The organism is Streptomyces sp. NPDC012794 (genome assembly GCF_042901085.1).
Lineage (GTDB): Bacteria > Actinomycetota > Actinomycetes > Streptomycetales > Streptomycetaceae > Streptomyces.
In genome coordinates this window covers 74,703-101,111 of the sequence record NZ_JBIBCI010000007.1, presented here as the reverse complement: position 1 = coordinate 101,111, position 26,409 = coordinate 74,703, and the positions used below count along the sequence as shown (strand labels likewise).

Below are 26,409 nucleotides of genomic sequence, written 5' to 3'. Positions count from 1 at the left end.
TGCCGGAGGCCCGCCGACGCGGTCGAGGGCACGCCGCAGCCCGCCCGACGGCAGCTCGGGATCCGGCCGAGCCCGGGGCCGCGCCCGCCCGGCCGCGGCCCCTCGGCCCGGCTCAGTCCAGGTAGTCGCGCAGCACCTGCGAACGTGACGGGTGGCGCAGCTTCGACATCGTCTTCGACTCGATCTGGCGGATGCGCTCGCGTGTGACCCCGTAGACCTTGCCGATCTCGTCGAGGGTCTTGGGCTGCCCGTCGGTCAGTCCGAAGCGCATCGAGACCACGCCGGCCTCGCGCTCGCTCAGCGTGTCGAGGACCGAGTGGAGCTGCTCCTGCAGGAGCGTGAAGCTCACGGCGTCGGCCGGGACGACCGCCTCGGAGTCCTCGATGAGGTCACCGAACTCGCTGTCGCCGTCCTCGCCGAGCGGGGTGTGCAGGGAGATCGGCTCGCGGCCGTACTTCTGGACCTCGATGACCTTCTCGGGGGTCATGTCGAGTTCCTTGGCGAGCTCCTCCGGGGTGGGCTCGCGGCCCAGGTCCTGGAGCATCTGGCGCTGCACGCGGGCGAGCTTGTTGATCACTTCGACCATGTGCACCGGGATGCGGATGGTGCGGGCCTGGTCGGCCATGGCGCGGGTGATCGCCTGCCGGATCCACCAGGTGGCGTACGTGGAGAACTTGTAGCCCTTGGTGTAGTCGAACTTCTCGACCGCGCGGATGAGGCCCAGGTTGCCTTCCTGGATCAGGTCGAGGAAGAGCATGCCGCGACCGGTGTAGCGCTTGGCCAGGGAGACGACGAGGCGGAGGTTGGCCTCCAGCAGGTGGTTCTTGGCGCGGCGGCCGTCCTCGGCGATGATCTCCAGCTCGCGCTTGAGCTTGGGGGCAAGCTTGTCGGAGTTCGCCAGCTTGTCCTCGGCGAACAGGCCCGCCTCGATCCGCTTGGCGAGCTCGACCTCCTGCTCGGCGTTGAGGAGGGGGACCTTGCCGATCTGCTTGAGGTAGTCCTTGACGGGGTCGGCGGTGGCACCGGCCACGACGACCTGCTGGGCGGGGGCGTCGTCCTCGTCGTCGGAGATGACGAAGCCCTTGTTCTCGCCGCCCTCGTCCTCTTCCTCGGCCTCCGCCTTCACGGCCTCGGGACCCTCTTCCAGGCCCTCCGCTTCGCCCTCGTCGGCGGTCTTCTTGGCCGCCGTCTTCTTCGCCGCCGTCTTCTTCGCGGCGGTCTTCTTGGCGGTGGCCTTCTTGGCGGCGGTCTTCTTCGCCGCCGTCTTCTTCGCGGCGGGCTCGGGCGCGGGCTCCCCGGCGAGCGCGTCGGCGGTGCCGGGGTCCGTCGTCGCCGGCTCCGCGACGGCGTCGGCCGCTGGCGGGGCGTCCGCCGTCTTGGCCGCGACGGTCTTCGTCGTCGTCCGCTTCGCGGGAGTCTTCGCCGCGACGCTCTTGCGGGGGGTGCGCTTGGGCGACTCCGCGGCACTGACCATCAGCGTCACACCCTCTTCCTCGAGGATCTGGTTGAGGCTGCGCAGAACATTCTTCCACTGGGTCGCTGGAATCTGGTCAGCCTCGAAGGCCCGACGCACGTCATCGCCGGCGATCTGCCCCTCGGCCTTGCCCCGCTCGATGAGCGCCATCACAGACTCGGAATCGGCGATCTCCGGCGGGAGCGTACGGGATGTGCTGGCCGACACGAACAACCTCTCGGAACGATGGGAACGGCTTCCGACCCCGGCGTGGTGCTGGACCGGAGCCGACGACCACCGACTGGGGATGGGCCGGGGGCGCGGGCAGGGGCCGGGGAGCTGCACAGCATCCCCAAGGGCTGCTGTCTTCCCTCCGTCGGCCATCACCTCTTAGTTCATCGCGTGACGTCGCGGAGCGTTACGCCCAATCTTCGTGTCCCGAGTGCGCCCCTCCGTGGCTTGCGTCACACGGCGTACGCACCCGTGCCGGTCGCGCGGCCGTACGGCCCGGCCGGGGGCCGCCGCGCGGGGAGGTCCGCACGCCGATGTCGCCGGGCCCGAAGGACCCGGCGACCGGTGGTGCGCTCCCACGCCCCCGTGCGTCGGAGCGTCAGTGCTCGCGCGGTGCGGGAACCACGCGCTCTACCTCCGGGTGCACCGTCAGGAGCTGACGCATGGCGTTCTCGGCACCCACGCTGTCGCCGGAGGCCAGGGCCTCGACCATGCGCGCGTGGTGCGCCACGCAGGTTTCGCTGGGGCGGTCGCAGGAGGTGACGGGGTTGCCGGAGACCTGGAGGGCGGCGGAGACGATGCCCGAGAGGTGCTCCAGCATGCGGTTGCCCGCGATCTGGATCAGGAGCGCGTGGAACTCGTTGTCGGCGCGCGCGAAGGTGATCGCGTCTCCCTGCCCGAGGGCGTGGCCCATGATCTCGACCATGTCGGAGAGGCGCTGCTGGACGTCGGGGCGGTCGTGGCCGGCGGCGAGGCGGGCGGCCAGCGGCTCGATCGTCCAGCGGAGCTCGTTGAGCTCGCGGCGCTGGTCATCGCGCTGGGGACCGAAGGCGCGCCACTCGATGATGTCGGGGTCGAGGAGGTTCCAGTCGGCGACCGGCCGGACCCGGGTGCCCACGTTGGGCCGGGCGCTGACGAGGCCCTTGGCCTCCAGGACGCGCAGTGATTCGCGGACGACGGTGCGGGAGACCTCGAAGCGCTGGCCGATCTCCTCGGGCACCAGGGGCCGGTCCGCGCCGAGGTCGCCGGAGACGATCATCTGGCCGAGCTGCTGGACGAGTTGGCCGTGGAGCCCGCGGCCGCGGCTGCCGGCCGCACGGCGGCCGACGCGGCTCAACTCGACGTCGCCGCCGTCCCAGTGGGGTGGCCCCACCCGGTCGGAGCCGGCGGCCTCCGCGTAGGGGTAGCGGTCGAGATCGCCCGGGCCGGCGAGGCCGGTGTCGGCATGGCGGGCGGCGGTCATCATGGTGTGCGCAAGGGTACTCACGAATCCTTTGTCGGCCGTGCCTCCATGACCCTTGAGGTCTTTGGTGAAAAGCACACGAAAGGGTGATCGGTGCCACCTACGCAATTGACGACTTATCGTAAGGAACCGGACCTTTTGCGGGGAGTTGCGGTCCGCTTCGCGTGACTTCGTGCGAAGCGGTCTTCTCCGGTCACCTGGCAGTCGCCTCCCGCATCGCAACGATCACCAACGGACTCGTGCGCGCAGTCCTGTGAACCCATAGGCGCACAACAGGACCATCAGCGACAACACCAGTGCTGCGCCGACGGGTTGGGCCATCACCCGAAGGGCCCCCAGCACGAAGCGGTCGGCCTCCACGGGCCAGGGTGCGGAGGCCAGGGCCCGCAGCCGGGAGGCCACCCCGCTCGCCGGGTACGCGGACTGCCCCTCCAGGGCTCCGCGCACCAGCGGGACGACCGCCACCGGTACGGCGATCACGGCTGCCATGCCCGCGAGGGAGGACCGGAAGGCCCCGGAGGCGAGCACCCCGGCCCAGGCGCAGCCGACCAGCAGCCCGGCCCAACTCGCGGCGGCCGCGAGCCAGTCGGCCGGTACCCGCAGCGGTGCCGCGCCGAAGACGAGGCGCAGCGCCGCGGCGTCGGCGGTGACCACGAGGGCTCCGAGCAGGAGGGCGAGGGCGGCACACACTCCGAGCTTGGCCGTGAGCAGCCCCAAGCGGCGCGGCACGGTGCCGCGGTCGGCCGCGAGGGCGGGGTAGCGGTACTCCTCACCGAAGGCCAGGGCGCCCAGCAGTCCGGCGCCGAGCGCGGCCGGGGGCAGCGGGAACGGCCGCGGCCAGGCGGCGAGGATCCGGTTGAGCGGGGTGTGGCCGGTGCGGGCCAGCACGAGGGCGGTGGCGGCGGAGACGGCGACGACCAGGGCGGCCGTGAGGAAGGGGGTGGCGGTGCCGAAGACGCGGCGCAGCTCGTAGCGCAGCGGTCGCAGCGGGCCGCCCACTCGGCGCACCGGCGGGGCCGGGCGCGCGGGACGGCCGGAGCGGGCGTGCCGGGCGGGCCCGGCGAGGGCCCGCGCACGCCCGGTGGACGCGTGGGCGGGGGCGGCGGGGCCGGGAGCGGGCGGGGTTTCGGCGGGCGGTTCGGTGCGGGCCCCTCCGGCGGGGCCCGCACCGGCGGCGCCGGGTTCGCGGTGGACGCCCGCGCCACCGCCGGCCGCGGGGACGCCCGGTCCGGTGCGGACCTGGGCGGCGGCTTCCACCCGGGCCTCCGCGCGGGCTTCCACCCGGGCGCCGGAGCCGGCTCCGGTGCGGGCCTGCGGCACGGGCGGGACGGGTGCTCCGGTGTCGCCGGTCTCGTCGGCGAGCTGGTGGATCAGTACGCCGTGACGGAACGCGGCCTCGCCCACCTCGGCGCAGTTGCTCCCGTACACCGAGAGCCGGCTGCCGCTCTCCTCGACGATCTCGACCACCCGGTGCGCGGCCCTGGCCTCGCGGCCCAGTACGTCGGCCAGCCGGGCGGCGTGCGGGGTGCGCACGGCGACGCGGGGCCGCAGCCTGGTGCGCGCGAAGTCCGCGGCGTCCTGGTCGGCGACGAGCCGGCCCGCGGCGATGGAGACGACCCGGTCCGCGCTGCGGGCGGCCTCCTTGGCGTCGCCCGTGGTGAAGAGCACGGCTCCGCCCAGGGAGGCGTGGCCGCGCAGCAGGCCGTACAGCCAGGCCCGGTCCCGCGGGGCCAGCCCCGCCGCGGGCTCGTCGAGGATCAGGGTGCAGGGATCGGCGAGCATGGCCGCGGCCAGCCCGACCCGGCGGTCCATGCCGGCCGAGAGGGAGCCGAGCCGCTGGTCGCGCAGGCCGCCGATGCCGACGACCTCCATCATGGTGTCCGCCCGGGAGGCCGGGACACCGACGGCGGCGCAGAGCATCCGCAGCTGACCGCGGACCGTCCGCGACGGGTGTCCGGGGACGTCGCCGAGGAGGACCCCGACCTCGCGGGCCGGATGCGGGATCCGGTGCAGCGGGCGGCCGCGGAAGTAGGTGACGCCGCGGCCCGGTTCGAGTTCGAGCATGAGCCGCAGTGCGGTGGTCTTGCCCGAACCCGGCTCTCCGAGCAGGGCGGTCACGCACCCCGGACGGGCCTCGAAGGTGAGGTCGTCCACGAGGGGCGGGAGATCTCGACGGGATGTGCTGGTAAGTCCGATGGCCTGGAGCATCGCTTCTCTCGCGGGGTGTGAGACCGCTCTGCGGCAGCGTGGGTACCGCAAGCAAGATAACGCGATATGTCCGATTTTGTGCGCAACCGCCCCGGGTTCGTGTAGATATGGCCGCAGGCAGGCCCCCGGACGGCGGAGGGCGCCGTCGGCGCGGCTCCGGCCGGTCAGACCTCGGGGCGAAGCATGGGCGGGTTGAGCAAGGTCGCGCCGCCGGCCCTGAAGAGCTGGGCGGGCCGTCCGCCCTGACGGGTCGTCGTCCCCCCGGCGGGCACCAGGAACCCGGGGGTCCCGGTGACCTTGCGGTGGAAGTTGCGCGGGTCGAGCGCCACGCCCCACACGGCCTCGTACACCCGCCGCAGCTCACCCACGGTGAACTCGGGCGGGCAGAAGGCGGTGGCCAGGGAGGAGTACTCGATCTTCGAACGGGCCCGCTCGACGCCGTCGGCGAGGATCGTGGCGTGGTCGAAGGCGAGCCCGGCGGAGGCCCGGTCCGGGCCTTCCAGGAGTTCGTCGACGGGAGCCCAGCGGGCGCTGTTGGCGTCGCCGCCGGCCCTCGGGGCGGGCAGGTCGGGGGCGAGGACCAGGTGCGCCACGCTGACCACCCGCATCCGGGGGTCGCGCTGCGGGTCCCCGTAGGTGGCGAGCTGCTCGAGGTGCGCGCCGTTGCCCACGCCGGGTGCGGCCGGGTCGTGCGCGCACAGCCCGGTCTCCTCGGAGAGTTCCCTGGCCGCGGCACCGGCCAGGTCCTCGTCCCCGCGCACGAAGCCGCCGGGCAGCGCCCAGCGCCCCTGGAACGGCTGCTCACCCCGTCGGACGACCAGCGCGCAGAGCGCGTGGCGCCGCACGGTGAGCACGACCAGGTCGACGGTGACAGCGAAGGGCGGAAAGGCCGACGGGTCGTAGGGAGGCATGCCGCGATCATAGTCGTCTGCTTGACGATAAACAGTCCTTTGGTGATCCCGAGGGCGGTGATCCGGAGCGCGGACAGGATCCTCCCCACCGCGCGGGACCGCCTCCCGGCCTTCGTCTCAGCCTCCCAGTTGCAGTCCATCGGCGGCCTCCTCCACCATGCCGACGCCGAGACGGCTGACCCGGACGGTGAAGGGCTCCCCCGCCACCCGCAGGCCGGAGAGGCGCAGGGCGCCGAGCGGGGCGCCCGCCCGGGGGGCCACGGCGACGGTGCCCGCCGGGGCGTCGGGGCGGATGCCGGCGAGGGCGGTGAGCGCGTGGATCCCGGCGGCGGCGGCCACCGCGGCCGGCCGGCAGGCCGCGGGATGCGGCAACGGGGCGCTGCCCGCCGTGCGTTGCTCGGCGGCGTACATCTCCGGCAGCCGGTATCCGAAGGCCTCGGCCGCGTCGAGCAGGCCCCGCAGCAGACCGGCGGCCTCCTTCTCGAAGCCCGCCTGGGCCAGCCCGGCCACCGCGAGGGCGCTCTCGTGCGCCCGGACCGCTCCGGACCGGTGGCCGAAGGGGTTGTGCCCCGGCTCCCTGGTGGCCATGCTCCGCAGCCCCCACCCCGAGTCCATGGCGGGGGCTCCGAGCAGCCGGGCGAGCTGTTCGGTACGGACGGCGTCCAGCAGCCCGGGGGCGAGCCGACCCCCGCCGAGCAGGCCCGGGTCGAGCAGGTGCGCGGCGGCTCCGGTGAGCCGGGGCAGCGGCCGGCCGTCCGGGTGCAGGGCGGCGGCGGGGCGGCCCCCGTCCGGGCCGTCGATCCAGAACCGGTCCCGGAACCGCTCCCGCAGCGCGGCCGCCCACTCCCGCCACTCCCCCGCTCCGCCGCGCCCGCACCCGTCCAGCAGATCGGCGCCGAGGAGCGCGGCCCGATGGGCGTGGGCCTGGGTCTCACAGCGCCGCGGCCCCGGATCGGGATCGGCCAGGAAGCCGTCCTCCCCGAGCGCCCCGCGCAGCCAGTCCAGGCAGCGCTCCGCGACGGGCAGCAGCCGGGCCACGTCCTCCTCGGGCAGGCCCCAGCGCCGGGCCTCCGCGAGCACCGCCGGAAAGCCGAGGGTGGCTTCGGTGCCGGTGCACCCGGGCGGCAGCTGCGGCCCGGCGGCCCGCAGGGGACCCGGGATCTTCCCCGCGTCCGGGCCCCGTCCCCCGGTCTGGGCGCGGGCCAGCGTCCGCAGCGTGGCGGCGGCCAGTCCGGTGCCGAGCGGCAGTGCCATCCGCGCGGCCCACAGCGACTCCGCCGGGGCGAGCCCGAGCCGCCACGGCACTCCTGCCGCGGCGAAGGCGTCGCCGGGTGCCGCGGGGTCCCGCAGGAGCAGGGCCCGGAGGTCCTCGACGCTGGTGCGGAACCAGGCGTCGGCCCTCGGGTCGTCCCCCTCGGCGCGGGCTGCGGCCAGCGGGTTCGCCACCTGCCCGGCGGGGGCCCGCGTGAGGCGGTCGGGGGTGGTCCGCAGCTCGATGGTGCGGGATTCGCCGGGGCCCAGTTCGAGTTCCCAGCGCAGGAGCCCCGCCGAGGCGAGGGCGTCGTCGGGGGCCGGTTCGGCGGTGGTGACGGCCACGGCGTCCCCGCTGCCCCACCGCAGTCCCGCCGCGTGCACCGCGGCGGGAAGCTCCGGCCCGGCGCGCCCCGCGGCCACCGCGGCCAGGTCGGCCAGGTCGGTGCCGAGGCAGACCTCGACGGGCAGGCGCAGGGGGCGGGCGGCGAAGCTGCGCACGGTGATGCGCTCGGTGCCGTCGGCGTGGCGGACCCGTTCCACCCCGATGTCGGGGTCCGGTCCAAGTTCGACTCCGGTGCGGACGGTGGCGGTGAAGGCGGCCCGGTCGGCGCCGAGGCTGCGGCCGTGGAGGGCGACCGGGTCCCGCCCGGCGACGCGCAGCACGCAGCGGGACAGCAGCCGGCGCCCGGAGCGGTAGATCCCGTCGGTCCCCCGCCCGGTCAGCTGGCCGTGCTCGGGCGAGATGGCCAGGCAGGGGGCGGCGACACAGACGACCGCCCCGTGCACCGGAGGCAACTCGGCCCTGCGCCCGGCGGCACCGCCGCCACCGCCATCACCAGCGGCACCAGACTCCTGCCCGGGCAGCCCGGCTCCGCCGTCTCGCCCCTGCCCGAGCGGGCCCGCGCCCGCGCCCGCGCCCGCGCCGGACGGCTGCCCCGAGGGCTGCCACGTTGCCCCGACGACCCCGGGCGGGAGACCGGCCGAGCGCTGCGGCGGGTGGCCGGGCGCCGGTTCGGGTGGACGGGGCGCCGGAGTGGGAGGGGGCCCGGGCGGGCCGCTGCGGGGTACGGAGGGAGCCATGTGCCGCCTTGTCTGCGCTCCGGCCGGTTCTGCGGGGCGGCGGCGCGGCCGGGCCCCCACCACCCTCCACCTGAACGTCCCCACCCCCACCCTGGTCACGGGCCCCGGTGGCGGCTGCGCGCGCCTGGCGGGCCGATTCCGGGGCGGGGCCGTGCCGGCCGGCCGCCGTCGGGCGCCCGCTAAGACCTGGCGGGGGCTCACTGCCCGCTCCCCTCGGGGCGGCGGGAGGCGCGGCGGTGCCGTCCGGTGCGGCGGCCGGGCGGGCGGGTGGCCGCGGCCCGCCTCCTGCGGCCCGGTTCGCGGCGCCTGCGCTCCTCGCGCAGGCACTCCCGCAGGCCCTCCGGGTCGATGCCCTCGTTGCAGGCGTGGTGGAGCAGCTGGGCGAAGCGGTACTCGGCGTCGGCGCGCAGGGCCAGCCCGAAGGCGATCCGGGCGGTCGGCTCGTCACCGGTGGACCACGAGACCCAGCCCGCCAGGGTCAGCGGGGCGGCCGCGTGTTCCCCGTAGGCCCCGACGCAGCGCCGGGCGAGGGCCCGCCACAGCCTCAGGGCGGGGGCGGCCTCCTCGTCCTCCATCCACTCGGCGGCGATGTCGCGGATCTCCCGGTCCTGGAGCCCGAGGATCACGGCGGCGGCCTCGTCGTGGCCGAGCAGCGCGTCGTCCCAGTCGTCGGCGCGGGGGCCGCCCTCCACGGGCGGTGCGAGGGTCAGGCGCCGCATCAGGGTCCGGGCCAGGGCGAGGGTCTCCGCGCCGACCTCCTCCCTGGTCGCCCCGTCGAGGATCCTCGGCACGAGGGCGGTGGCGGCCCGCTCCAGGGCTTCCTCCTGCTCGACGGCCCAGGTCCCGCCGAGCGGGGTCAGCCGGCTTTCGATCTCCTTGAGTGAGCCCCGGACCTGGAGCCCCGCGAAGGTGGCCGCGGCGGCCATCACCGAGGTGCCGGGCGGGGCCAGCGGGTTTCCCTCGGCCGGGCAGCATCCGTCGTCGCCGCAGGTGTAGGACCAGTAGCGGCCGGCGGAGAGGCACAGGGCCTCCAGGACCGGCACGTCCAGGGCGCCGCAGGCGACCCGCAGCCGCTGGGCGAGCGGCCGCAGCCGGGTCATGACCCGCTGCCCGCTCTCGCCGTCCCTGGGGTCCTGGCAGAGGAAGACCACGATGCCGTCGGGCTTGTCGCCGCGCCGTTCGCTGCCGCGGATCAGGCATTCGGCGACCTGCCGGGCGGTGTCCTCCCATTCCGCGGGGGTGAGGGGGATGCCCACGCGGAGCCGGCCGCCGAAGCGTCCGTTCTCGCCGTGCACGGTGACCATGACGAGGGAGTCGGTGGGGTGGAAGCCGAGCATGTAGGGCAGCGCGTCGGCCAGTTCCGCCGGGCTGCGCAGGGTGATCTGGGATTCGGAGGGGGCCCCGGAAGGACTGAGGGAGGGCCGTCCGGACGGGCTGGGTGATTCGCTGTTCGTCGTCATGCGTCGACGGTCCCGTGCCCGGCCCGAACCGGAAACCCCTGTGGATAACTCGTCCGGTCTTCAACATCCACAGGTGCGGGGCCGCATTGGCGCGATGTCAGAGGCATCGGGTTGCATGGGGGCATGAACGCAGACCTGAGGTCCTCGGCCGATTCTGTACTCGCCCGCCTCGTGGGCGACCCCACGGGCACCGCACGGCTGCGCGAGGACCAGTGGCGGGCGATCGAGGCCCTCGTCGCGCACAAGCGGCGGGCCCTGGTCGTGCAGCGCACGGGCTGGGGCAAGTCCGCGGTCTACTTCGTGGCCACCTCCCTGCTGCGGGCCGCCGGAGCCGGTCCGACGGTCATCGTCTCCCCGCTGCTCGCGCTGATGCGCAATCAGGTCGAGGCCGCCGCCCGGGCCGGTATCCACGCGCGCACCATCAACTCCGCCAACCCCGAGGAGTGGGAGGGCATCCAGGCCGAGGTGGCGGCGGGCGAGGTCGACGTCCTGCTGGTCAGCCCGGAGCGGCTCAACAACCCCGACTTCCGCGACCAGGTGCTCCCCAAGCTGGCGGCGGCCACGGGGCTGCTCGTGGTCGACGAGGCGCACTGCATCTCCGACTGGGGCCACGACTTCCGTCCCGACTACCGCCGGCTGCGCACGATGCTCGCCGATCTCCCGCCGGGCGTTCCCGTGCTGGCGACAACCGCGACCGCCAACGCCCGGGTGACGGCCGACGTCGCGGAGCAGCTGGGTACCGGCGCCGGCACGGACGCGCTGGTGCTGCGCGGCCCGCTGGACCGCGAGAGCCTGAGCCTGGCCGTCCTGACGCTGCCCGACGCCGCGCACCGGCTGGCCTGGCTCGCCGACCACCTGGCCGAGCTGCCGGGTTCCGGAATCGTCTACACCCTGACGGTGGCCGCCGCCGAGGAGGTCACCGCCTACCTGCGCCACCGCGGGCACACGGTCTCCTCGTACACCGGCAAGACCGAGAACGCCGACCGCGAGCAGGCGGAGAGCGACCTCCAGGCCAACCGGGTCAAGGCCCTGGTGGCGACTTCCGCCCTGGGGATGGGCTTCGACAAGCCCGATCTGGGCTTCGTGGTGCACCTGGGCTCGCCCTCCTCCCCCATCGCCTACTACCAGCAGGTCGGCCGCGCGGGCCGCGGTGTCGAGCACGCCGAGGTCCTGCTGCTCCCGGGCCGGGAGGACGAGGCGATCTGGCAGTACTTCGCGTCGGTGGCCTTCCCCCCGGAGGAGCAGGTCCGCCGCACCCTGGACGTGCTGGCGCAGGCGGGCCGTCCGCTGTCGCTGCCCGCTCTGGAGCCGCTGGTCGACCTACGCCGCACCCGGCTGGAGACGATGCTCAAGGTGCTCGACGTCGACGGCGCCGTCCACCGCGTCAAGGGCGGCTGGACCGCCACCGGTGAGCCCTGGGCCTACGACGCCGAGCGCTACGCCTGGGTGGCCAGGCAGCGGGCCGCGGAGCAGCAGGCGATGCGGGACTACGTGGCGACCACCGCGTGCCGGATGGAGTTCCTGCGCCGCCAGCTCGACGACGAGGAGGCCGTTGCCTGCGGCCGCTGCGACAACTGTGCCGGCGCCCGCTTCACGGCGGAGGTCTCCGGTGCCGCGCTGGACACCGCCCGGGGCGAACTGGGCCGTCCCGGCGTGGAACTGGAACCGCGCAGAATGTGGCCGACCGGCCTCGCGGCGGTGGGCGTGGACCTCAAGGGGCGGATCCCGGCCGGGGAGCAGTCCTCGACCGGCCGCGCCCTGGGCAGGCTGTCCGACATCGGCTGGGGCAACCGGCTGCGCCCCATGCTGGCCCCGCAGGCGGCCGATCAGCCCGTTCCGGACGATGTCGTGCAGGCCGTGGTGGCCGTGCTCGCCGACTGGGCCCGGGGGCCCGGTGGTTGGGCCTCGGGGGCGGCCGACGCCCCGGCCCGGCCCGTGGGCGTGGTGGCGCTGCCTTCGCGCAGCCGCCCGCAGCTGGTCGGTTCCCTGGCCGCGCGCATCGCCGAGGTGGGGCGGCTCCCGCTGCTGGGAGCCCTGGAATACACGGATCAGGCACCGGAGTTCGGGCTGCCGTCCTCGAACAGCGCCCAGCGGGTCCGGGCGCTCCACCAGGCGTTGACCGTCCCGCCAGCCCTGGCGGCCAGCCTTGCCCAGGTCCAGGGTCCGGTGCTCCTCGTCGACGATCGCGCGGAGAGCGGATGGACCCTCGCCGTGGCCGCCCGGCTGCTGCGGCGGGCAGGGGTCGAAGGGGTGTTTCCGCTGGTGCTCGCCCTCCAGCCGTAGCGGAATGCGTCATCTCCGGTGTGGCGGGGCAAGGATATGAGCGGCATACCGGCGAATTCCGGTCCGCGGCCGCAAATGCTCATTGCCCCATCCTCGCGGGCCGCGCGAGAATCGGAGTGCTCCCGCTCGGCTCGTCGGCACTCTCCTGGGCCGCGCCGCGGCGCGCCCACACCTCAGCCGTGCCCGTACGCGGGCGTGTACCCGAAGGGAGGACCGTGACCTTCGGATTCGCCCCGTCCTCGACCACGTCACTGGCAGCGGCGGCCGGTGGCACGAGCCGGCACGGCAGACTGCTCGAGCCCTCCGAGTGGACGGCGGCGGGGGTTCCCCTGCTGCGCAATCCGCGCGAGGTGGTCAGCGGGCTGCACTCCCGCCACAGCCCGGTTCCGGCCACGGCCGTCATCGCCGTGCTGGGCCCCGAGGAAGAGCTCGTCGCGAGCGCCTCGTTCGTGCAGAAGTCCGTTTCGGCGGACGGCTGGGAGTACCGCAACGCGCTGCTCTCGCGACTGCGCCGGATCATCCCGCACGACCTGCGGCGACGGACCCCGGTCCGGACGGCGGTGCTGATGTACTGCCGTGAGGGTGACGAGCGCTGGACCGAGGAGGACGGCGCCTGGATGTGGGGGCTGCGTGACGCCTGCACGCTGCACGGGCTGCGCTGCGGCGCGTACATCACGCTGACCCGCGGCGGCTGGCAGGTGCTGGGTGACGGCCGGGGCGGGCGGCGGCCCGGCTCGGACTCGCGTCCGGAGCCGCTGGGCTCCGTGACCACCGATCCCGCACCGCTCACCCTGAGCACCGTGGGCGGCGCCGCGGAGGCCCTGCGCCGGACCGCCGCGCGCTGAGGCCCGCGCCGGCGGGCTCCGGCGCGGCGGCGCCCCGGAAACCGTCGGCACCGCCGGCACCGGCCGGCCGGGGGCCGGCCTTCAGCGGGGCCGGCCCCGCGGCCCGCCCCGCCCCTCGCCCGTACGGGATACGGAGCGTCAGACGCTCGCGCTCAGCACGGAGTTGATCTGCGCGACGTCGCCGCACACGATCAGCAGCGCACCCGCCCGGGCGAGCGCCACCGGCAGCGCGGTGGAAGTCGCCCCGGCCGGTCCGCCGTTGGCCGCGAAGACCACGACGGGGCGGCCGGAGGCGCGCTGCACGTGCGCCACGTCCGCGTAGAAGACGTCGTCCCCGGCGTCGTGCTGGGCCCAGTAGGAGGCCTCGCCGAAGGACAGCTCGTGGGCGGCCCACGGGTGCGGGTCCCCGGTGGTGATCACCAGGATCTCGCCGGGCGCGCGCCCGGTGTCGAGCAGCAGGTCCACTGCCTCCTCGGCCGCGTCCAGCGCACCCTCGGCGGACGCCGGGATCAGCTGGACCTGCGGAACCGCCGCCGAGACGGACGGCGCGGCGGAGGCTGCGGGAACGGGTCCGGGGGTGGCCTGTGCCGCGCGCGGCGCGGGCGGACCGGGCCGGGGGACGACACCCGCGGGGCTCGCCGCCGCGGGAGAGGGACCGGGGCGCCCGGGCCGGGGAACGGCTACGGGACGCGGACCAGGTACAGGGCGGGGGGTCTGCGCGGTGCGGCTCGCGGCCGGCGTGACGCGGGGACCCTGGGCACTCTCGTGAATCTGAGGCTCCTCGATGGCGGGGGTGAGAGGCGGGAGTTGACATCTATCAAACACCGGTACGAAACGTACCGGTCGGTGGCACGTGGGTGCGATCAGAAATCGAAGCCGAGTTGGCCTCCGTTTTCCAGCTCCATCGCTTCCTCGCTGCGGCGCACCTTCTTCAAGTGCCGCCACTGGGGCAGCGCGTCGAGGTAGGACCACGAGAGCCGGTGGTACGCGGTGGGCCCGCGCACCTCCAGTGCGGCCCGGTGCACGGGCGAGGGGTAGCCGGCGTTGGCGGCGAAGGCGAAGTCCTCGATTCCGTCGCCCGGTACGCCGAGTTCGGCCATCATCCGGTCGCGCCGGACCTTGGCGATCACCGAGGCCGCGGCCACGGCGACGCAGGACTGGTCGCCCTTGATGACCGTACGGACCCGCCAGGGCGGGCCGAGGTAGTCGTGCTTGCCGTCGAGTATCACCGCGTCGGGCCGGACCGGGAGCGCCTCCAGTGCGCGCACCGCCGCGAGCCGCAGGGCCGCCGTCATGCCGAGTTCGTCGATCTCCTCCGGGGAGGCGTGGCCGAGGGCGTGTGCGGTGACCCAGTCCTCCAGGACCTCGAGCAGCACGTCGCGCCGCTTCGGGGTGAGCAGTTTGGAGTCGGTGAGGCCCTCGGGCGGCCGGCGCAGGCCGGTGATCGCCGCGCAGACGGTGACGGGGCCGGCCCAGGCCCCTCGTCCGACCTCGTCGACCCCGGCGATGACCTTGGCGCCGGTGGTTGCACGGAGGGAGCGCTCGACGGTGTGGGTGGGTGCTTCGTACGGCATGGCGCCAGCAAGGTTACGCCGCCCCGCGCCGCCTGCACACCCCGGCCCGGGGCAAGCGGTGTCCGGGGGGCGTCCACGGGTCGGGGTGGCGCGCGTACGCGGCTGCGCCCCGGGCTCCTCCGCCGGCTTCGCGAGGTGCCCGCGCGGGCTCGTGCGCGGGTGTCGCCGAGCCCGTACGGAGGCGGCGGCGGAGCTCGGCCGCGGTTCGCGCGCGGAGCACCGGCACCCTCGGCCCGCCGGCCTGTCTCCGCGATCTCGGCGTCGGGTCCTTCGCTCCCGCACACCCTGGCGCGGTGCCTGAGCATCACCGCACTCACCTCGGCGAGCATGGCGCCCCTGGCGTCGGGGCGCACGTTCCTCGCATGATTCCGCGTTGAACAGCTCACGGATCACCTCTGGCGCCGCCGCGCCCGGCCCGTTCCGGACCATGTCGCGGAACGGGCCGCCCTGCACATGATCGCGTTCGCGAAGAACCGCGCGCAGGGGCGAGCCGCGGGGCGGCTCACGGGCCGGGGAGCGTCACCCGGGCAGGGCCGGCAGCCACGCCGGGAGGGCCTCGGTCCGGTCCAGCCACGCCTGCGGCAGCACCGCGTCGCCGCGCCCTCCCAGCACCCCGCCGACGATCGCGCAGGTGGTGTCGACGTCGCCGCCCACCTGGGCGGTGGTCCAGAACGCCCTCTCGTAGTCGTCCAGCGCCCGGGCCGCCGACCACAGCGCGAAGGGCACCGTGTCGTGGGCGCTCGTGCGCCTCCCGCAGCCCAGTACCGCGGCCACCGTGGTCGCGTCGCCGTAGTCCAGCATGTCCCGCGCCCTGCGCACCCCCGCGCCCACGGCACTGCGCGGCACGAGCGCGATCACCCCGTCCAGCAGGTCCTCGGCGGTCGGCACGCCGGCCGGGGACGCCGCCAGCGCGGCCGCGGCGGCGACCGCCATCGACCCGCACACCGCCTCGCGGTGCTGGTGGGTGGTGTAGGCGGAGATCTCCGCCTGGTGCGTGGCCTGCTCGGGGTCGTCCGCGTACCAGGCCCCGAGCGGGGCGATCCGCATGGCGGCGCCGTTGCCCCAGGAGCCCTGCCCGTTGAAGAGCTCGGCGGCCAGCGTGCGCCAGTCCTCACCCTCCCGGACGAGGCGCAGCATCCGGTTCACGGCGGGCCCGTAACCGCGGTCGAAGTCGTGGTGGTCGGCGAAGGAGGCCGCCAGCGCGTCCTGGTCGATGCGCCCGTGCCTGGCCAGCACGGCCACCACCGAGCAGGCCATCTCGGTGTCGTCGGTCCACTGCCACGGCTCGCTGCCGGCCGGCAGCTCGCGCCGCTTGAGCAGCGGATAGTTGACGGGAACGAAGTACTGGGAGCCCAGGGCGTCCCCCAGCGCCAGCCCTCGGAGGCTGGACATGGCGCGTGCGTAGCGCGTCTCGGGAGTGGAGTCAGCGGTCATCGCGCGTCACTTTAGCCGTCCAGGTCATAAGGCTCGGGTGTGGTCCACCGCTCAAACGGGCGGTCCAGCCGGTACCGGCCGTCGGGTCCGAGCTGCAGGACGCGGAATTCTCCGTTGCCCGGGTTCGAGAGGGCTTCGAACTCGGCCACCGACCAGTGGAACCAGCGCATGCAGAAGAGCCGCATGGTCAGCCCGTGGGTGACCAGCAGGACGTTCTCGGGATGGTCCGGCGCCTCGAAGCTGCGGTAGAGGCTCTCCAGGAAGGAGCCGACGCGGTCGTAGACGTCTGCGCCCGACTCGCCCTGCGCGAAACGGTAGAAGAAGTGGCCGTACGCGTCCCGGTACGCCTTCTGGAGCTTGACGTCGTCGCGGTCCTGCCAGTTCCCCCAGTCCTGCTCGCGCAGCCGGGGCTCCTCGCGCATGCGTACACGCACCGGGTCCAGCCGCAGCTCGCGGAAGGTCTGCAGGGTCCGGCGGTAGGGGGAGACGTACGCGCTGATGGTCTCCTCCCCGAAGAGCTCGCGCAGCCGCGCCCCCGCCGCCGCGGCCTGCTCGCGGCCGGCTCGGGTCAGCCGCAGGGCGTGGTCGGGCTCCCGCTCGTACACCGTGTCATCGACGTTTCCCTCCGATTCCCCGTGCCGGACGAGGACGATGCGCCGTGGTCGAACCATCCCCCGACCCTATTCGGCCTCCGGGGCGGCGGTGACCCGGGCACGCCGGGCGAGGATGACGGTTGTCCTACGGTCATACCGTCCAGCCGGATTCGAGGTCGACCACGTCCCCGGTGAGCGCTTCGACGTCCGCTTCGGTCTGGGCGCGCAGCGACAGCCGCTCCACCCTCTCCTGCCGGTACTTGCCGTGTTCCGCCGCCGCCCGCCACATCGAGAGCACCAGGAACTCCCGGCCGGGCGCCTCCCCGAACAGGCCCCGGATCATGCCGGGCGATCCCGCCATGGCCGGGTTCCACACCTTCTCCTGCATCAGCGCGAAGTGGTCCACGCGCCCTTCCCGTACCCGGGTGTGGGCGACGCGGACCACGTCGGCGTCGCTGAAGCGCGGCTCGAAGCCCGTCTTCACGTCGAAGCGGTGGTCGAAGAGCGTGACCCTCGCGTCGGTGTAGGTGCCGTTCTGCGAGGCCGCCAGTCTGTCGTGCGAGCGGGCCATGAAGGAGTCGTAGAAGGACCGGCTCTCCCAGAACGCGAAGACATGCGCGACCCCTTGCCGGCCTCTGCTCCAGCCGCCGCCCTGCCCCCGGAAACCGGGTTCGCCGGGCAGCCCCGCCCACTTGCGCTGCCCGCGCTCGAACCCGCGTCGGTCCGTCACCGTGCAGCGAATCCACTTGACCAGCACCGCGCCATCGTACGGGCCGGGCGCGGCCCCGGTCAGTCCCCGGAGCGGTGGATCCGTACCAGTTCCGCCGCATCCCGCTCGGGCAGCCGAAGCCCGAACTCCCGGCCGAGGAGGGCGAGCAGCCGATCGGAGGCCACGGCCTCCCGCTCGGTCCGCCCGTCGGGGTGCAGGCGCATGAGCTCGTGGTCCACGAGCGTCGTGCGCACGGTGTCGCCCGGGAGCTGCACGAGGGTCTTGCCCAGGAAGGCGGAGCGGGGGTGGGTGGAGCTGTAGTGGTTCAGCACGACGTAGTCGACGGGGTGGTACCGCTGCGGGGAGAAGGCGTACAGGTCGCGCCACTCCTCACCGCGGCGGGTGCGGAGCACGAGGACGCCGTCCTCCTCCTCGTGGACGGCGTACGCCCACGGGCCCTGGCGCACCTCCCTGCCGGTCCGCGCGAGCGGGACGGGCTCGCGCGGGCCCATGTAGCCGAACCCGGCGTCGCAGAGCCACGGTTCGCCCTCGACGGTGACGACGAGCATCGCGTGCGTCACCGCCGGCAGGGAATCGCCCCGGGTGCGGTTGCGGGCGCCGCGCCCGGAGACCTCGTAGCCGATCCGCTCCAGGGCGGCGGCCAGCAGCGAGTTCTGCTCGTAGCAGTAGCCGCCCCTGCGGGCGCGTACGAGCTTGTCCTCGATGGCCTCGACCTCCAGCGCGACGGGGCGGCCGAGCAGGACGTCCAGGCTCTCGAAGGGGATGGTGGCCGTGTGGGCCCGGTGCACTTCGTACAACGTCTCGAGGTCCGGCCGGAGTTCCCGCGCCACCCGCCCCGTCTCCGTCCCGAGCCCGATCCGCTCCAGGTACGCACCCAGGTCCAGTTCGTCCCCGCTCCACATGGCTCCCCGCTCCCCCGCCGAAAACCCCGTGCCCGCGCAGCCCCGGGCCCCGCACAATGATCGCCATGACCGCCCTGCACACCAACCCGCTCTTCGACCGTCTCGCCACGGCGCGGCGGATCCTCGTCGCCGGTGCCGGAGGTGGCTTCGACATCTACTCGGGCCTGCCCATCGCGCTCTCCCTGCTGCACCAGGGCAAGGAAGTGCACCTGGCCAACCTCTCCTTCAGCACCCTGGCCGGCCTGCCCGCCGAGGACTGGACGGCTCCCGACCTGGCCGCCGTCACCCCGGACTCCGCGCCCCACCTGGCCTACTTCCCGGAACGGACCCTCTCGCGGTGGCTCCGGCTGCACCGCTACCCCTCGACGGTGTACGCCTTCCCCCAGGTCGGGGTGCAGCCGCTGCGCGCCGCCTACCGGGCGCTGATCGACCTCCACCGGATCGACGCGGTGGTGCTGGTCGACGGGGGCACCGACATCCTGATGCGGGGCGACGAGGCCGGCCTGGGGACGCCCGAGGAGGACCTGACCAGCGTGGCGGCGCTGGCCGCGCTGGACGACGTACCGGAACGGCTCGTGGTGTCGGTCGGCTTCGGGGTGGACGCGTACCACGGGGTCAGCCACGCCCTGGTCCTGGAGAACATCGCGGCGCTGGAGCGGGACGGGGCCTACCTCGGCGCGTTCTCGATACCCCGGGCCACGCGGGAGGGCGCGCTCTTCCTGGACGCGGTGGCGCACGCCCAGGACCACACGCCGGACCGTCCGAGCATCGTGGCGGGTTCGATCGCGGCGGCCGTGCGCGGCTCCTTCGGCGACGTGCGGTTCACCGAACGCACCCGGGGCAGCGAGCTCTTCGTGAACCCGCTGATGTCCCTGTGCTTCGCCTTCGAGCTGCGCGGGCTGGCCGACCGCTGCCTCTACCTGGACCGCATCGAGGACACCCACCTGATGCGCCAGGTCCACTCCAGGATCGCGGAGTTCCGCGAGGACCTGGTCACCCGTCCCTCCCGCGCGATCCCGCACTGACGGTGCCGGCCACGCCCCCGCCGCCGTCGCCGCGGGCCGGGAACGGCGGAGAGGGAGCCGCCCGGGGGGGCGACTCCCTCTCTCACCCGCGGGTCAACGACCTGGGCGGGGGTGTCCGATCACGGAACCGGAACCGATTCCGCGCTTCTTCAGCTGCAGCCGCTGGTGGAGCCGCAGCCCTCGCAGATGTAGCAGGAGCCGGCGCGCTGCATCTTCGTACCGCAGGAGAAGCAGAGCGGGGCGTCGGCGGAGACGCCGAGCTGCATCTCGACCAGTTCGGCGTTGCTGTGCGCCGTCTTGGGGGCCGGGACCGGGACGGTCGCGGCCGGCTTCGGAGCGGAAGCGGTCGGGACCGACGCGAGCGGCGCCGACTGGGCGAGGGACTCGGTGTCGAGCTCCTCGTCCTCGAGCGGCTCGTAGGAGCCGGTGTCGAGGTGGCGCTGGCGCTCCTCGGCGGAGTGGATGCCGAGCGCCGAGCGGGTCTCGAAGGGCAGGAAGTCCAGGGCCACGCGACGGAAGATGTAGTCGACGATGGACTGGGCCATGCGCACGTCCGGGTCGTCCGTCATACCGGCCGGCTCGAAGCGCATGTTCGTGAACTTCGCGACGTACGTCTCCAGCGGGACGCCGTACTGCAGACCGACGGAGACGGCGATCGAGAAGGCGTCCATCATGCCCGCGAGGGTGGAACCCTGCTTCGACATCTTCAGGAAGACCTCGCCCAGACCGTCGTCCGGGTAGGAGTTCGCGGTCATGTAGCCCTCGGCGCCACCGACCGTGAAGGAGGTGGTGATCCCGGGACGGCCCTTGGGGAGGCGCTTGCGGACCGGGCGGTACTCGATGACCTTCTCGACCGCCGTGCGGATGGTCTCCTCGGCCTTCTCGGTGATCTCGGCCTTCTCCTCCTCCTTCTTCTTGGCGGAGAGGGGCTGGCCGACCTTGCAGTTGTCGCGGTAGATCGCGAGCGCCTTGACGCCCAGCTTCCACGCCTCGAAGTAGATCTCCTCGATCTCCTCGACGGTCGCCGACTCCGGCATGTTGACCGTCTTCGAGATCGCGCCGGAGATCCAGGGCTGGATCGCGGCCATCATGCGGACGTGGCCCATCGGGGAGATGGAACGCTCGCCCATGGCGCAGTCGAAGACCTCGTAGTGCTCGGGCTTGAGGCCGGGCGCGTCGACGACATTGCCGTGCTCGGCGATGTGGGAGACGATCACCTCGATCTGCTCTTCCGCGTAGCCGAGGCGGCGCAGGGCCTGCGGCACGGTGCCGTTGACGATCTGCATCGAGCCGCCGCCGACGAGCTTCTTGAACTTGACCAGGGCCAGGTCCGGCTCGACACCGGTGGTGTCGCAGGACATCGCGAGACCGATGGTGCCGGTCGGCGCGAGGACGGAGGCCTGGGCGTTGCGGAAGCCGTTCTTCTCGCCCAGGCGCAGGACGTCCTGCCAGGCCTCGGTCGCCGCGGCCCAGATCGCGTTGTCCAGGTCCTCGGTGCGCGGCGCGACGGCGTTGGCGTCGGCGTGCTGCTTCATGACGCGCTTGTGCGAGTCGGCGTTGCGGGCGTAGCCGTCGTACGGGCCGACGATGGCGGCCAGCTCGGCGGAGCGCTTGTACGCGGTGCCGGTCATCAGCGAGGTGATCGACGCGGCGAGGGTGCGGCCGCCGTCCGAGTCGTAGGCGTGGCCGGTCGCCATCAGCAGGGCGCCGAGGTTGGCGTAGCCGATGCCGAGCTGACGGAAGGCGCGGGTGTTCTCGCCGATCTTCTGGGTCGGGAAGTCGGCGAAGCAGATGGAGATGTCCATCGCGGTGATGACGAGCTCGACGACCTTGGCGAAGCGCTCGGCGTCGAAGGACTGGTTGCCCTTGCCGTCGTCGTTCAGGAACTTCATCAGGTTGAGCGAGGCGAGGTTGCAGGACGTGTTGTCCAGGTGCATGTACTCGCTGCACGGGTTCGAGGCGGTGATGCGGCCGGACTCGGGGCAGGTGTGCCAGTTGTTGATCACACCGTCGTACTGGATGCCCGGGTCGGCGCAGGCCCAGGCGGCCTCGGCCAGCTTGCGGAAGAGCGCCTTGGCGTCGACCTCCTCGATGACCTCGCCGGTCATGCGGGCGCGCAGGCCGAACTTGGTGCCGTTCTCGACGGCCGTCATGAACTCGTCGTTCACGCGGACGGAGTTGTTGGCGTTCTGGTACTGGACGGACGTGATGTCGTCGCCGCCGAGGTCCATGTCGAAGCCCGCGTCGCGCAGGGCCCGGATCTTCTCCTCCTCCTTCACCTTGGTGGCGATGAAGTCCTCGACGTCCGGGTGGTCCACGTCCAGGACGACCATCTTGGCCGCGCGGCGGGTGGCGCCGCCCGACTTGATCGTTCCGGCGGAGGCGTCGGCGCCGCGCATGAAGGAGACCGGGCCGGAGGCGTTGCCGCCGGAGGAGAGGAGCTCCTTGGAGGAGCGGATGCGGGAGAGGTTCAGGCCGGCGCCGGAGCCGCCCTTGAAGATCATGCCCTCTTCCTTGTACCAGTCGAGGATCGACTCCATGGAGTCGTCGACGGCCAGGATGAAGCAGGCGGAGACCTGCTGCGGCTGGGGCGTGCCGACGTTGAACCACACCGGCGAGTTGAAACTGAAGATCTGGTGCAGGAGGGCGTAGGTCAGCTCGTGCTCGAAGATCTCCGCGTCGGCGGGGGACGCGAAGTAGTCGTAGTCCTCGCCGGCCTTCGTGTACGTCTTCACGATGCGGTCGATGAGCTGCTTCAGACCGGTCTCGCGCTGCGGGGTGCCGACGGCCCCGCGGAAGTACTTGCTGGTGACGATGTTGACCGCGTTCACCGACCAGAAGTCGGGGAACTCGACGCCGCGCTGCTCGAAGTTGACCGAGCCGTCGCGCCAGTTCGTCATGACGACGTCACGGAGCTCCCAGTTCACCTCGTCGTAGGGGTGCACGCCGGGGGTGGTGTGGATGCGCTCGATCCGCAGGCCGCCCTTGGCGGCCTTGGTCCCCTTGGCGCGGGAACCACGTGCCGAGCTGCTCGCCGTCTCTGTCATGCCGCCTGCCTCCCATATGCGGGCAAAAACGCCCTAAAGTGCCAGCGATATTCCGCGGCACAGTGCTGTGTGTCTTCTATCTGCGAATCTCGCCGTGCCGACGGGCCGGACCGCGCTGCGCTGCGGCCGAGCGGTCAGTCGGCGGCGGAGGCGGGCACGGGGACGACCGGGGGGGTCCCTCCGGGCTCGCACTCATGGGGGTGAGGCCGCGGCTCGCGCAGTTCCGCGATGGCGGTCTCGAAGTCTTCAAGGGTGTCGAACGCTCTGTAAACGGATGCGAACCGCAGGTACGCGACGAGGTCGAGCTCCTGCAACGGGCCGAGTATGGCCAGACCCACGTCGTGGGTGGTCAGCTCGGCGCTCCCGGTGGCGCGCACCGCCTCTTCGACCCGCTGGCCGAGCTTGGCGAGGGCGTCCTCGGTGACCGGCCGTCCCTGGCACGCCTTGCGCACGCCTGAGATGACCTTGGTACGGCTGAAGGGTTCGGTGACCCCGCTGCGCTTGATCACCATCAGCGAGGCCGTCTCCACCGTCGTGAAGCGACGGGAGCAGTCGGGGCACTGACGGCGCCGGCGGATCGACGTTCCGTCGTCGGTGGTGCGGCTGTCGACGACGCGGCTGTCGGGGTGCCTGCAGAAGGGGCAGTGCATGGTTCCCTCACCCTCCTCTTGGCACGATCGAATCACCCCACGGAGCCCGCCGACGACGGAGAGCGAGTCTCCGCCGGGGGCTCGTGAAGCAGCCACAAGCATATGCGATCCCGGGAGCCTCAGCGGACCGAGGACCACAACTTCTGGGTGGTCGCGCCCATCCAACCACTAGATCTTGGGTTGGGCCGGATTTACACCACTCCGCGTGTCGCGGTGCCAGAGGGCCGGTTACGGGGGCTCCCGATGCCACACTGGGCACACCGCCGGGCCCCGCCCGGGCACAGCCGATCCAACCGGGAAGGGTACCGTAAGGAGCGGACGCGGAGCCGAACCCGCGTTCGGCCCGACCGGTCGGCCACCCCTCTCCCGGCCGGCCTCCGGACCGGTCACCCATGCCGGTGAGCAGCCCCGATCCACAGGCCCGGCCACCCATACACCCGCCGATCTAACCCAGGTGGACGATCCGCGATTTTTCACTCGAACGTGTGTTTGGCGCAACCTTTCGAAAGCAACTACCGTTGTCCAGCTAGGGAGAACATTTCGAGAGGGGCCGACGACGTGACCACCACCGCAGACAGTGCCACCATCACTGCCCAGAACCGCTCCCAGAGCCGACTCGAGCCGGTGCATGCCATGAATGACGTAAGTCAGAACCAGGAGGCGGAGGCCGTACGCCCCGCGCGCTCGCTGCCAGGGCGGCCTCCAGGCATCCGCGCCGACAGCTCCGGACTCACGGACCGGCAGCGGAGGGTGATCGAGGTCATCCGGGACTCGGTGCAGCGTCGCGGCTACCCGCCGTCGATGCGCGAGATCGGCCAGGCGGTCGGCCTCTCCAGCACCTCCTCCGTGGCACACCAGCTGATGGCCCTGGAGCGCAAGGGCTTCCTGCGGCGTGACCCGCACCGGCCCCGCGCCTACGAGGTGCGCGGCTCCGACCAGCCCAGCTCGCAGCCCACGGACACCACCGGCAAGCCCGCGGCCTCCTACGTTCCCCTGGTGGGCCGGATCGCGGCCGGTGGCCCGATCCTGGCCGAGGAATCCGTCGAGGACGTGTTCCCGCTGCCCCGCCAGCTCGTCGGCGACGGCGAACTGTTCGTCCTCAAGGTCGTCGGCGATTCGATGATCGAGGCCGCGATCTGCGACGGCGACTGGGTCACCGTCCGTCGTCAGCCCGTCGCGGAGAACGGCGACATCGTCGCCGCGATGCTGGACGGCGAGGCCACCGTCAAGCGCTTCAAGCGGGAGGACGGTCACGTGTGGCTGCTCCCGCACAACTCCGCCTACCAGCCGATCCCCGGCGACGAGGCCACCATCCTCGGCAAGGTCGTCGCCGTACTGCGCCGGGTCTGAGTCCGACCCGTCGCCCCTCAGCCAGCTCCGGGACCCACTGCGCCGGTCCCGGAGCTGTTGCATGCCCGGGTACGCGCTCCCAGGCGCCCGCGTCCTCCTCGTGGGCCGTCACGGCGCCGTGGGCCGCGGCCCCTGCGGCCCTACTTGCCGTCGGCCTTCGCGCTCGCGTCGATGGCGGCCAGGGAGCGGCGGACCTGGTTGCGGTCCGTGGTGTACCAGAAGTCGGGCAGCGACGCCCGCAGGAAGCTCCCGTACCGGGCCGTGGCCAGGCGGGGGTCCAGGATGGCGACGACGCCCCGGTCGCCGGAGGCCCGTACGAGCCGGCCCGCACCCTGGGCCATGAGCAGGGCGGCGTGCGTGGCGGCGACCGCCATGAAGCCGTTGCCGCCGTTCTCCTCCACCGACTTCTGCCGCGCGCTCATCAGCGGGTCGTCGGGGCGGGGGAAGGGAATCCTGTCCATGATCACCAGCTGGCAGCTGGGCCCGGGCACGTCCACGCCCTGCCACAGCGAGAGCGTCCCGAACAGGCAGGTCCGCGAGTCCGCCGCGAAGGCCTTGATCAGCTCGCCCAGCGTCTCCTCGCCCTGGAGCAGGATCGGGTTGTCGAGCCGTCCGCGCAGTTCCTCCGCGGCCGCCTTGGCGCCGCGCATGGACGAGAACAGGCCCAGGGTGCGGCCTCCCGCCGCCTCGATCAGCTCCGCCAGCTCGTCCATCATGTCGCCGCGGGTGCCCTCACGGCCCGGCGTCGCCAGGTGCTTCGCGACGTAGAGGATGCCCTGCTTGGGGTAGTCGAACGGGGACCCGACATCCAGCCCCCGCCACACCGGCACCCCGTCGCCCTCGACGCCTTCCGGGGAGAGGCCGAGCGAGGCCGCGACCCCGTTGAAGTCGCCGCCCAGCTTGAGGGTGGCGGAGGTGAGGACCACCGAGCGGTCCTCGAAGAGCTTCTCGCGGAGCAGCCCGGACACCGAGAGCGGGGCGACCCGCAGGGTGGCGCCGAAACGGTCGTGGCGCTCGTACCAGACGACGTCGTACTCGGAGCCGTTCGTGATCCGCTCCGCCACGGTGTGGACGTTCTCCACGGCGGCGAGGGCCTGCTTGCGGACGGCGTCCTCGTCGTGGACGGACTTGTCGCGGGTGGCGCCGATCGCGGAGATCACGTTGCGTGCGGAGTCACGCAGGGACATCAGCGCATAGCCGAGGTCTTCGGGGATCTCCTCCAGGCGACCGGGCAGCGCCAGCTCCATCACCCGCTCGAAGGTTTCCGAAGCGGTCTGCAGGGCGTCCGCGGTCTTCTCGTCGACCAGCTTCGCGGCCCGCTTCACGGCCCGGTTGACCTGGCCGGGGGTGAGTTCGCCGGTGGCGACGCCGGTGACGCGGGATACCAGCTCGTGCGCCTCGTCCACGATCAGCACCTCGTGGTGCGGCAGCACGGGGGCGCCCTCGATGGCGTCGATGGCGAGCAGCGCGTGGTTGGTGACGACCACGTCCGCGAGCTTGGCCCGCTCCCGGGCCGCTTCCGCGAAGCACTCCGCACCGTACGCGCACTTCGTGGCGCCCAGGCACTCACGGGAGGAGACGGAGATCTGGCTCCAGGCCTTGTCGGAGACGCCGGGGGTGAGGTCGTCGCGGTCGCCCGTCTCGGTCTCGTCCGCCCAGTCGCGCAGGCGCAGCAGGTCCTTGCCCAGCTTGCTGGTCGCGGTGGCCGCCTCGAACTGGTCGAAGAGGCCCTCCTCCTCGTCCTGCGGAGCCCCCTCGTGCAGGCGGTGCAGGCACAGGTAGTTCGACCGGCCCTTGAGCATGGCGAACTGCGGCCGTCGGCGCAGCTGCGGATGCAGCGCCTCGACCGTGCGCGGCAGGTCGCGCTCGACGAGCTGGCGCTGGAGGGCGAGCGTCGCCGTGGCGACGACCACGCGCTCGCCGTGCGCGAGGGCCGGCACCAGGTAGCCGAGGGACTTGCCGGTGCCGGTGCCGGCCTGGATCAGCCGGTGGGAGTTGTCGTCGATCGCTTCGGCGACGGCTTCGGCCATGGCCACCTGGCCGGGCCGCTCCGTACCGCCGACGGCGGAGACGGCGGCGTGCAGCAGGTCGGGGAGGGAGGGCTTCGTCATAGCACTGCCAACCCTACGGGGCGCC

Annotated in this window: 19 protein-coding genes; 4 read left to right on the top strand and 15 right to left on the bottom strand. The window is 73.2% G+C overall.

The window, feature by feature from the left end; translation table 11 throughout:
* Window positions 1-112: 112 nt before the first annotated feature.
* The 6 genes from ACFY7H_RS15625 to ACFY7H_RS15600 all read right to left on the bottom strand — a co-directional run bounded on the left by ACFY7H_RS15625 (window position 113) and on the right by ACFY7H_RS15600 (window position 9,840).
* Window positions 113-1,687 carry an RNA polymerase sigma factor gene (locus ACFY7H_RS15625; RefSeq protein WP_388938278.1) on the bottom strand — a complete coding sequence of 525 codons (1,575 nt, stop codon included), beginning with the start codon at window positions 1,685-1,687 and terminating at the stop codon, window positions 113-115.
* A gap of 376 nt (window positions 1,688-2,063) precedes the next feature.
* The gene (locus tag ACFY7H_RS15620) at window positions 2,064-3,005 is read right to left on the bottom strand and encodes a FadR/GntR family transcriptional regulator (protein ID WP_388938276.1); all 942 of its coding nucleotides are present in this window, start codon (window positions 3,003-3,005) and stop codon (window positions 2,064-2,066) included.
* Between the two features lie 147 nt (window positions 3,006-3,152).
* A complete protein-coding gene (locus tag ACFY7H_RS15615; RefSeq protein WP_388938274.1) occupies window positions 3,153-5,135 on the bottom strand; it encodes an ATP-binding cassette domain-containing protein in 1,983 nt (660 codons plus the stop codon).
* Between the two features lie 164 nt (window positions 5,136-5,299).
* Entirely contained in the window at window positions 5,300-6,046 is a 747-nt protein-coding gene (locus tag ACFY7H_RS15610; protein WP_388938272.1) for an NUDIX domain-containing protein, read from the bottom strand.
* Window positions 6,047-6,163: 117 nt separating this feature from the next.
* Window positions 6,164-8,380, bottom strand: coding sequence for a glycogen debranching N-terminal domain-containing protein (locus ACFY7H_RS15605; protein WP_388938270.1), 2,217 nt, complete (start codon window positions 8,378-8,380; stop codon window positions 6,164-6,166).
* A 197-nt stretch (window positions 8,381-8,577) separates the two neighbouring features.
* Window positions 8,578-9,840 carry a DUF4192 domain-containing protein gene (locus tag ACFY7H_RS15600; protein ID WP_388938268.1) on the bottom strand — a complete coding sequence of 421 codons (1,263 nt, stop codon included), beginning with the start codon at window positions 9,838-9,840 and terminating at the stop codon, window positions 8,578-8,580.
* A 123-nt stretch (window positions 9,841-9,963) separates the two neighbouring features.
* On the opposite strand from ACFY7H_RS15600, the gene ACFY7H_RS15595 reads away from it, so the two are divergent.
* Together ACFY7H_RS15595 and ACFY7H_RS15590 are read left to right on the top strand one after the other, a co-directional pair.
* Window positions 9,964-12,123: a RecQ family ATP-dependent DNA helicase gene (locus tag ACFY7H_RS15595; protein ID WP_388938266.1), complete on the top strand. Its 2,160-nt coding sequence runs from the start codon at window positions 9,964-9,966 to the stop codon at window positions 12,121-12,123.
* 215 nt (window positions 12,124-12,338) lie between these two features.
* Window positions 12,339-12,968, top strand: coding sequence for a hypothetical protein (locus tag ACFY7H_RS15590; protein ID WP_388938264.1), 630 nt, complete (start codon window positions 12,339-12,341; stop codon window positions 12,966-12,968).
* Window positions 12,969-13,106: 138 nt separating this feature from the next.
* On the opposite strand, the gene ACFY7H_RS15585 is transcribed toward ACFY7H_RS15590, so the two are convergent.
* The 6 genes from ACFY7H_RS15585 to ACFY7H_RS15560 all read right to left on the bottom strand — a co-directional run bounded on the left by ACFY7H_RS15585 (window position 13,107) and on the right by ACFY7H_RS15560 (window position 18,201).
* The gene (locus ACFY7H_RS15585; RefSeq protein ID WP_388938262.1) at window positions 13,107-13,793 is read right to left on the bottom strand and encodes a hypothetical protein; all 687 of its coding nucleotides are present in this window, start codon (window positions 13,791-13,793) and stop codon (window positions 13,107-13,109) included.
* Between the two features lie 38 nt (window positions 13,794-13,831).
* Window positions 13,832-14,542: a ribonuclease HII gene (locus tag ACFY7H_RS15580; RefSeq protein ID WP_388938260.1), complete on the bottom strand. Its 711-nt coding sequence runs from the start codon at window positions 14,540-14,542 to the stop codon at window positions 13,832-13,834.
* Window positions 14,543-15,061: 519 nt separating this feature from the next.
* On the bottom strand, window positions 15,062-15,976 hold the full coding sequence (locus ACFY7H_RS15575; RefSeq protein ID WP_388938258.1) for an ADP-ribosylglycohydrolase family protein: 915 nt from the start codon (window positions 15,974-15,976) through the stop codon (window positions 15,062-15,064).
* Window positions 15,977-15,987: 11 nt separating this feature from the next.
* Window positions 15,988-16,647, bottom strand: a complete 660-nt coding sequence (locus ACFY7H_RS15570) for a histidine phosphatase family protein (RefSeq protein ID WP_388938256.1) — start codon at window positions 16,645-16,647, stop codon at window positions 15,988-15,990.
* A 73-nt stretch (window positions 16,648-16,720) separates the two neighbouring features.
* Window positions 16,721-17,326, bottom strand: a complete 606-nt coding sequence (locus tag ACFY7H_RS15565; RefSeq protein ID WP_388938253.1) for a YdbC family protein — start codon at window positions 17,324-17,326, stop codon at window positions 16,721-16,723.
* Window positions 17,327-17,358: 32 nt separating this feature from the next.
* Entirely contained in the window at window positions 17,359-18,201 is an 843-nt protein-coding gene (locus ACFY7H_RS15560) for an arylamine N-acetyltransferase (RefSeq protein WP_388938251.1), read from the bottom strand.
* Window positions 18,202-18,266: 65 nt separating this feature from the next.
* Between ACFY7H_RS15560 and ACFY7H_RS15555 the strand changes: the two genes are divergently transcribed.
* A complete protein-coding gene (locus ACFY7H_RS15555) occupies window positions 18,267-19,226 on the top strand; it encodes a DUF1152 domain-containing protein (protein ID WP_388938249.1) in 960 nt (319 codons plus the stop codon).
* Between the two features lie 149 nt (window positions 19,227-19,375).
* Here the strand turns inward: ACFY7H_RS15555 and ACFY7H_RS15550 are convergent, their stop codons facing one another.
* Window positions 19,376-22,273 carry a vitamin B12-dependent ribonucleotide reductase gene (locus ACFY7H_RS15550; RefSeq protein WP_388938247.1) on the bottom strand — a complete coding sequence of 966 codons (2,898 nt, stop codon included), beginning with the start codon at window positions 22,271-22,273 and terminating at the stop codon, window positions 19,376-19,378.
* A 134-nt stretch (window positions 22,274-22,407) separates the two neighbouring features.
* Window positions 22,408-22,923, bottom strand: a complete 516-nt coding sequence (nrdR, locus tag ACFY7H_RS15545; RefSeq protein WP_388938244.1) for a transcriptional regulator NrdR — start codon at window positions 22,921-22,923, stop codon at window positions 22,408-22,410.
* A 558-nt stretch (window positions 22,924-23,481) separates the two neighbouring features.
* Between nrdR and lexA the strand changes: the two genes are divergently transcribed.
* Window positions 23,482-24,273: a transcriptional repressor LexA gene (gene lexA, locus ACFY7H_RS15540; protein ID WP_388938241.1), complete on the top strand. Its 792-nt coding sequence runs from the start codon at window positions 23,482-23,484 to the stop codon at window positions 24,271-24,273.
* A gap of 140 nt (window positions 24,274-24,413) precedes the next feature.
* Here lexA and ACFY7H_RS15535 read toward each other — a convergent pair whose 3' ends face one another.
* Window positions 24,414-26,384: an ATP-dependent DNA helicase gene (locus ACFY7H_RS15535; RefSeq protein WP_388938239.1), complete on the bottom strand. Its 1,971-nt coding sequence runs from the start codon at window positions 26,382-26,384 to the stop codon at window positions 24,414-24,416.
* Window positions 26,385-26,409 lie beyond the last annotated feature (25 nt).